General features: G+C 63.4%; 7 protein-coding genes. 5 read left to right on the top strand and 2 right to left on the bottom strand.

Annotated features, from left to right (window positions below):
• Positions 1–137: 137 nt before the first annotated feature.
• The 5 genes from queF (at position 138) to Q0S71_RS12950 (ending at position 4960) form a co-directional block, all read left to right on the top strand.
• A complete protein-coding gene (gene queF / locus Q0S71_RS12970; RefSeq protein WP_295996050.1) occupies positions 138–971 on the top strand; it encodes an NADPH-dependent 7-cyano-7-deazaguanine reductase QueF in 834 nt (277 codons plus the stop codon).
• A gap of 334 nt (positions 972–1305) precedes the next feature.
• The gene (locus Q0S71_RS12965) at positions 1306–1788 is read left to right on the top strand and encodes a PTS sugar transporter subunit IIA (protein ID WP_295996046.1); all 483 of its coding nucleotides are present in this window, start codon (positions 1306–1308) and stop codon (positions 1786–1788) included.
• A gap of 64 nt (positions 1789–1852) precedes the next feature.
• Positions 1853–2788 carry an HPr(Ser) kinase/phosphatase gene (hprK, locus tag Q0S71_RS12960; protein ID WP_295996044.1) on the top strand — a complete coding sequence of 312 codons (936 nt, stop codon included), beginning with the start codon at positions 1853–1855 and terminating at the stop codon, positions 2786–2788.
• Between the two features lie 127 nt (positions 2789–2915).
• On the top strand, positions 2916–3779 hold the full coding sequence (rapZ, locus tag Q0S71_RS12955; RefSeq protein ID WP_295996042.1) for an RNase adapter RapZ: 864 nt from the start codon (positions 2916–2918) through the stop codon (positions 3777–3779).
• A gap of 191 nt (positions 3780–3970) precedes the next feature.
• A complete protein-coding gene (locus Q0S71_RS12950) occupies positions 3971–4960 on the top strand; it encodes a threo-3-hydroxy-L-aspartate ammonia-lyase (protein ID WP_295996039.1) in 990 nt (329 codons plus the stop codon).
• A 173-nt stretch (positions 4961–5133) separates the two neighbouring features.
• On the opposite strand, the gene raiA is transcribed toward Q0S71_RS12950, so the two are convergent.
• Both raiA and Q0S71_RS12940 read right to left on the bottom strand, forming a co-directional pair.
• Entirely contained in the window at positions 5134–5493 is a 360-nt protein-coding gene (gene raiA / locus Q0S71_RS12945; RefSeq protein ID WP_295996037.1) for a ribosome-associated translation inhibitor RaiA, read from the bottom strand.
• A gap of 80 nt (positions 5494–5573) precedes the next feature.
• Positions 5574–7055, bottom strand: a complete 1482-nt coding sequence (locus tag Q0S71_RS12940; RefSeq protein WP_295996036.1) for an RNA polymerase factor sigma-54 — start codon at positions 7053–7055, stop codon at positions 5574–5576.
• Positions 7056–7058: the final 3 nt, after the last annotated feature.

Raw genomic sequence — 7058 nt, 5'->3', positions numbered from 1 at the left:
GAAACTGTGGTCTGACCCCGGGTCCACGAAACTATGCTCTGCCGCCGTGTGTCCGCGGCGCCAGAGTCACGCCAGCCGCCAGCCGCGCGCGCCAATCTGCGCTACCATGCGCCTTTGCCGACTCAACGCTCACCATCATGTCCAACTCCGTCGACCTGTCCCCGCTGGGGAAAACCTCCGCCTACCGCACCGATTACGCGCCGGAGCTGCTGTTTCCGATCGCGCGCCAGGGCAAGCGCGACGAGCTGGGCCTGTCCGGCACCCTGCCTTTCTTCGGCGTCGACATCTGGAACGCCTACGAAATCTCGTGGCTGAACCTGCGCGGCAAGCCGCAGGTGGCGATCGCCCGCATCACCGTGCCGGCCGACTCGCCCAACATCGTCGAATCGAAATCGTTCAAGCTCTACCTGAACTCCTACAACCAGACCCGCCTGGCCAGCGTCGACGCGCTCAAGGCGCTGCTGTTGCAGGACCTGTCGGCCGGCTTCGGCGCTAACGTCCACATCACGCTGACGCTGCCGGACGACTTCGGCCAGCTGAAAATGGGCGAGCTCGACGGCGTGTCGCTGGACCGCCTCGACATCGACGTCGACAGCTACAATCCCGCCCCAGAACTGCTGCGCGCCAACCACGACGAGGCACCGGTCGAAGAAAAACTGCTGTCCCACCTGCTCAAGTCGAACTGCCTGGTCACCGGTCAGCCCGACTGGGCCAGCGTGCAGATCCACTACGCCGGGCCGCAAATCGACCAGGAAAGCCTGCTGCGCTACCTGATCGGCTTCCGCGAGCACAACGAGTTCCACGAACAGTGCGTCGAGCGCATCTTCACCGACATCCTGCGCCAGTGCGCGCCGCAGCAGCTGGCCGTCTACGCGCGCTACACGCGGCGCGGCGGACTCGACATCAATCCCTGGCGCAGCAACTTCAGCACCGCCACCCGGCCGCCGAATTTGCGCGGCGCCCGTCAATAAGGCGCGCACGCGGTCATCTTTTACAGTCGGACAATAACGACAGGCGTATGATGGAGCTGTGCCCGCGCCGCGAAAGTTGCCGTGGAAACGGTAAAAAATCGGTATAAAACGGGGCTGGCGGCGAAAAAAACGGCAAATTTCGCCTTTTCGACGTGGAAATAGCGTATCGTCCACCCAGTATATTTTTCACAACAAGTCCCGCCGCCCGTGCGGGCCCGTGATGGAACGCAACGTGGCTGCGCGGGCAAGCGAATTCATGTTACACGGCGCGCAAACAAGCCTATAATTCTGCTCGCAAGCCACCTTTGTGCGTCGCACCATTTCATGTCGCGTTATGAACAACCTCAGCAAAATACTCTCACTTGAAAATGTCCTGCTCGATCTGGAAGTGTCGAGCAAAAAGCGCGCCTTCGAGCAAGCCGGCCTGATTTTCGAAAACAATTGCGGCATCGCCCGCTCCACCGTGTCGGACAATCTGTTCGCCCGCGAACGGCTGGGCTCGACGGGCCTGGGCCACGGCGTGGCCGTGCCGCACGGGCGCATCAAGGGCATGAAAAGCCTGAAATCGCCGCTGGCCGCCTTCGTGCGCCTGGTCGAGCCGATTCCCTTCGAATCGCCCGACGGCAAGCCGGTCAACCTGCTGTTCTTCCTGCTGATCCCCGACCACTTGACCCAGCAGCACCTGGAAATCCTGTCCGAAATCGCCGAGATGTTTTCCGACGACGCCTTCCGCACAGCGCTGTCGACCGATCCCGATCCGAAGTCGGTGCACGCGCGCATCGTCAACTGGCTGCCCAGCCTGCAGGCGGCCGGCTAAACTTCGGCGGCCGCGAGGGCCTTGGGGTACACTAAGGCCTCTCCCTCTTGACTGATGACCGCCCATGTTGCAAACGCCGCTGACGATACAAAGACTGTACGACGATAATCGCGAAAGTTTGCAGCTCGGCTGGTTCGCCGGCTTCCCCGGCGGCGAGCGCCTCATTTCCGGCGACGTTTCCTCCGCCGCCGACCAGGTCGGCCACCTGAACACCATCCACCCGGGCCGCATCCAGGTCTTCGGGCACCAGGAAATCAATTACTACCAGCGCCTGAAATCGTTGACGCGCACCCACGTCATCGGCGAGCTGATCGCGGGCGGACCGCCGGCGCTGATCGTCGCCCAGGGCCTGGAGACGCCGCCCGACATCCTCGCCATCTGCGACGACAAAAACATCCCGCTGTTCTCGACGCCGCTGCCGGCCGCGCAGGTGATCGACTTCTTGCGCGTCTACCTGTCGAAGAAGCTGGCGCAGCGCATCATCATGCACGGCGTGTTCATGGACGTGCTGGGGGTGGGCGTGCTCATCACCGGCGACTCGGGCCTGGGCAAAAGCGAACTGGGCCTGGAACTGATTTCGCGCAGCCACGGCCTAGTGGCCGACGACGCCGTCGAGTTCTCGCGCATCGCGCCGAACATGATCGAAGGCCGCTGCCCGACGCTGCTGCAAAACCTGCTGGAAGTGCGCGGCCTGGGACTGCTGGACATCAAGGCCATCTTCGGCGAGACGGCCGTGCGGCGCAAAATGCGCCTGAAGCTGATCGTGCACCTGGTGCGGCGCAGCGCGCTGGAGGAGGAAGTCGAACGGCTGCCGTTCCAGTTCCCGACCGAGGACGTGCTGGGCCTGCCGATCCGCAAGGTGGTGATCCCGGTGGCGGCCGGCCGCAACATCGCGGTGCTGCTGGAGGCGGCCGTGCGCAACACCATTTTGCAGCTGCGCGGCATCGACACGCTGCAGGAATTCATGGAACGCCAGCGTCAGGCCATGAGCGGCGATTAAAACACACCCACCCATGCACAAAAGGAAGCCATATGGAATAAGGCTTCCTTCAGCGGGGCAGGCATCGGGCATGGCCTGATACATCGCGCGTCAACCGCATGCCGTCTTGTTACGGTATCATCTAGTTATGCATATCGTTCTTATCACCGGCATCTCCGGCTCCGGCAAATCGGTCGCGCTCAACGTCCTCGAAGACACGGGCTACTACTGCGTCGACAATCTGCCGCCCGCGCTCCTGGCCAGCCTCGTCACCACGGTGCTGGCTGAAGGCACCGAGGCGCTGGCCGTCGCCGTCGACGCGCGCAGCGCCGAATCGCTGGCCACGCTGCCGGCCGACGTCAAGCTGCTGCGCAGCCAGGGCCACGACGTCAAGGTCATGTTCCTGACCGCGAACACGCACTCGCTGGTGGCGCGCTTTTCCGAAACGCGGCGCAGCCATCCGCTGTCGCATGAAATGCGGCCGGGGCAGAATCCGGCCGCGCGCCGCACGCTGATCGAATGCATCATGGAAGAGCGCGAGCGGCTGGCGGCGATCGAGAAGCTGGGCCACGTGATCGACACCTCGGAACTGAGCGCCAACAAGCTGCGCGGCTGGATCAAGGACTTGGTGGCGATTGAACGGGCGCCGCTGACGCTGTTCTTCGAGTCGTTCGCGTTCAAGCTCGGCGTGCCGCTCGACGCCGATTTCGTGTTCGATGTGCGGGCGCTGCCGAATCCCTATTACGACCTGGCGCTGCGGCCGCTGACCGGACGCGACGCGCCGGTGATCGCCTTCCTCGACGCCCAGCCGGACGCGCTCGAACTGCTCAACGATATCCGCGCCTTCATCGAAAAATGGCTGCCGTCGTTCAAGACCGATAACCGCAGCTATCTGACCGTGGCGCTGGGCTGCACCGGCGGCCAGCACCGCTCGGTGTACATGGCCGAACGGCTGGCGCAGTATTTCCACGCCAATGAACGGGTCGTGCTGCGGCACCGCGAGCAGTCCTGAGGTGGCCGCTGGCACCGGGGTCAGATACCCGCGTGAAGACGCCGACTGCGGCCATGAAACTCAAGCGTATCTGCCACCAGGTCTTGGCTTAACCCTGCGCGGCGAGGGGGCAAGCTTGCGGTCGCGCGGCGCAGCGGGCACACTCCGTGACTGACTTCAGCCCCTGTTCCGACCACATTAAGGACTCCGCCATGACCGCCACCACCCTCGCCGTGAACTACGCCGATATCGACGCCGCCGCGCGCCGGCTTGAGGGCGTCGCCCACCGCACGCCGGTGCTGACGTCGCGCCAGGCCGACGACATCAGCGGCGCGCAGCTGTTCTTCAAGTGCGAGAACTATCAGCGCGTGGGCGCCTTCAAATTCCGCGGCGCCTACAACGCCATCAGCTGCCTGTCGGACCAGCAGAAACAGCGCGGCGTGGTCGCTTTCTCATCGGGCAATCACGCGCAGGGCATGGCGCTGGCGGCGCGCATGCTGGGCGTGAAGGTGACCATCGTCATGCCCAGCGACGCGCCGGCGATGAAGCTGGCCGCGACGCGCGAATACGGCGCCGAAGTCATACTCTACGACCGCCAGCAGGAAGACCGCGAAGTGATCGCCGCCAGGCTGGGACAGGAGCGCGGCCTGGCCGTGATTCCCGCCTACGACCACGCCGACGTCATCGCCGGCCAGGGCACGGTGGTCAAGGAGCTGATCGAGGAAGTCGGTCCGCTCGACTATCTGTTCGTCTGCACCGGCGGCGGCGGACTGCTGTCGGGCAGCGCGATCGCGGCCGCGCATTGGTCGCCGGGCTGCGTCGTCATCGGCGTCGAGCCGGAGGCGGGCAACGACGCGCAACGCTCGCTGCGCAGCGGCCAGATCGTCCACATCGAGGTGCCGGCCACCATCGCCGACGGCGCGCAGACGCAGCATATCGGCAAGCTGGTGCTGCCGATTTTGCAGGCGCACGTGCACGATATCGTCACCGTCAGCGACGACCAGCTGCGGGCGCAGATCCGCTTCTTCGCCGAGCGCATGAAGATGGTGGTCGAGGGCGCCGGCGCGCTGGCGGCGGCGGCGGTGATGAACAAGGTGGTCGACGTGGCCGGGAAAAAAGTCGGCGTGATCGTCAGCGGCGGCAATATCGATATGGCGCTGTTCGCGGAGTGCATGGCGCGCAGCGCGCCGGTGCGCGGCTGATCCGCTGACGTCGACACCGCGGCCGCGGCACCGGGACCGCAACGCCGGCGCGGCCGAATCTCGACGCCGAATCGACCCATATTATTTATACCGTTTATATCGTTTATACCAAACCGACGGCCGCAAAAAAGGGCGCCGTGCGCGCCCTTTGTTTGATGGTGCCGGGGCCGTTGTTATAGGGGGGCGGCAGCGGGTTCGAAGGTGTCCGGCAGATGCTTGATCGCGTCGTGGCCGTGTTCCTGGACTTTGTTTTTGTACTTCATGACCTGGCGGTCGAGTTTGTCGATCAGGGTGTCGATCGCGGCGTACAGGTCTTGCGACAGGCTTTCCACATACACCGTCTTGCCGGACATGCGCAAATTGATTTCGGCCTTCTGGCGTTTCTCTTTCTCTTTAAGGTTATCTACGGTCAGGATGACAGCAATATCAATCACTTGATCAAAGTGGCGGGTGACGCGTTCCAGTTTATTTTGCACATATTCACGGATTGCCGAGGTCACTTCGAGATGATGTCCACTGATGGTGAGATTCATACACACTCCTAAAGATAATGTCGCTTGCGGTTAGTGCGTTGCCCTTTGCCGCCGGGCGCGCAGGAACCAGATAAATTCAGCTACAAAGACTTGCGGAGACTGACTGGCGGGATCTTGAGGGCTTCGCGGTATTTGGCGACGGTGCGTCGCGCAATGACCATCCCCTGTTCTCCCAGCATGTCCGCAATCTTACTGTCGGATAAAGGATTTTTAAGGTCTTCTGCTCCTGTGAGTTGCACAATCAGCGCACGGATCGCCGTCGAAGAGGCTTCCCCCCCTGCTTCGGTGGCGACGTGGCTGCCAAAGAAGTACTTCAACTCGAACATGCCATGCGGCGTCAGCATGTATTTTTGAGTTGTTACACGAGAAATAGTACTTTCGTGTAAACCCAGTGTATCAGCTATTTCGCGGAGCACAAGGGGCCGCATCGCAACGGCGCCGTGCGAGAAAAAGTTCTTTTGTCTTTCTACTATCGCCTGCGCCACGCGCAAAATCGTGTCGAAACGCTGGCGCATATTTTTAATCAGCCACTTCGCTTCCTGCAGCTGCGCGCCCATCGCGCCCTCGCCCTTGCCCTGTTTGAGCAGGTTGGCGTACATGGCGTTCACGCGCAGGCGCGGCATGACGTCGTTGTTCAGGCTGACCTGCCAGCCGCCGCGCGCCTTCTTGACGATCACGTCCGGCACCACGTAGTCCGAGGCGTCCGACGCGAAGGCCGAACCCGGGTGCGGATTGCACAGGCGGATCACGGTCTGCGCCTCGCGCAAATCCTCGTCGTCGCACAACAGCGCTTTTTTCAGCTTGTTGAAGTCGCGCTGGGCGAACCAGGTCAAATGGTTTTCGACGATCAGCAAGGCCATGCGGCGCGTCACCATGGCGATCTGCGGCAGGCGGCGGATTTGCAGCGCCAGGCATTCGGACGCGCTGCGGGCGCCGACGCCGGCCGGGTCGAAACTTTGCAGCAGCGACAAGGCGGTCTGCAATTCCTCCACGTCGATTTCCAGTTCGGCCGGGATGCGCGCGTAGATGTCTTCCAGCGGCTCCTCCAGATAGCCGTTCTCGTCGAGGGCGTCGACGATCAGTTCGACCAGGGCGCGGTCGCGCGCCTCGTGCACGGTGACGCGCATCTGCTCCATCAAGTGTTCGCGCAGCGTGCAGGCGCTGGCCTCGAGCTGCGGGCGCGCGTCCTCGTCGTCGGGGGCCTTGCTGCGGCCGGCGTCGCTCCAGTCGACGTCGGCGTCGGCGCTGCTGCTTTCGGTGTCGGCCGGCTGGTCGAACGGCGCCTCCTCGGCGGACGCGGCGGCCTCGGCCGGCTGCTGCGGCGGCCCTTCCGGCGGCGCCTCGCCGCTCACGCTGTGCTGGCTGATGGCGCCGTCGGCCAGCAGCCGCAGCGAGTGGTCGAGCGGATCGTCGAGCCGCTCGAGCAGCGGGTTATCGGTCAGCAGCTGTTCCAGCTCCTGGTGCAGCTCCAGCGTCGACAATTGCAGCAGCCGTATCGACTGCTGCAGTTGCGGCGTCAACGCCAGGTGCTGCGACGTGCGCAGTTGCAAGGACTGTTTCATGGA

Source organism: Rugamonas sp., assembly GCF_025354735.1.
Classification (GTDB): domain Bacteria; phylum Pseudomonadota; class Gammaproteobacteria; order Burkholderiales; family Burkholderiaceae_D; genus Rugamonas.
Note: the sequence above shows the minus strand (reverse complement) of the source record. Positions and strands in the feature narration are given on the sequence as shown.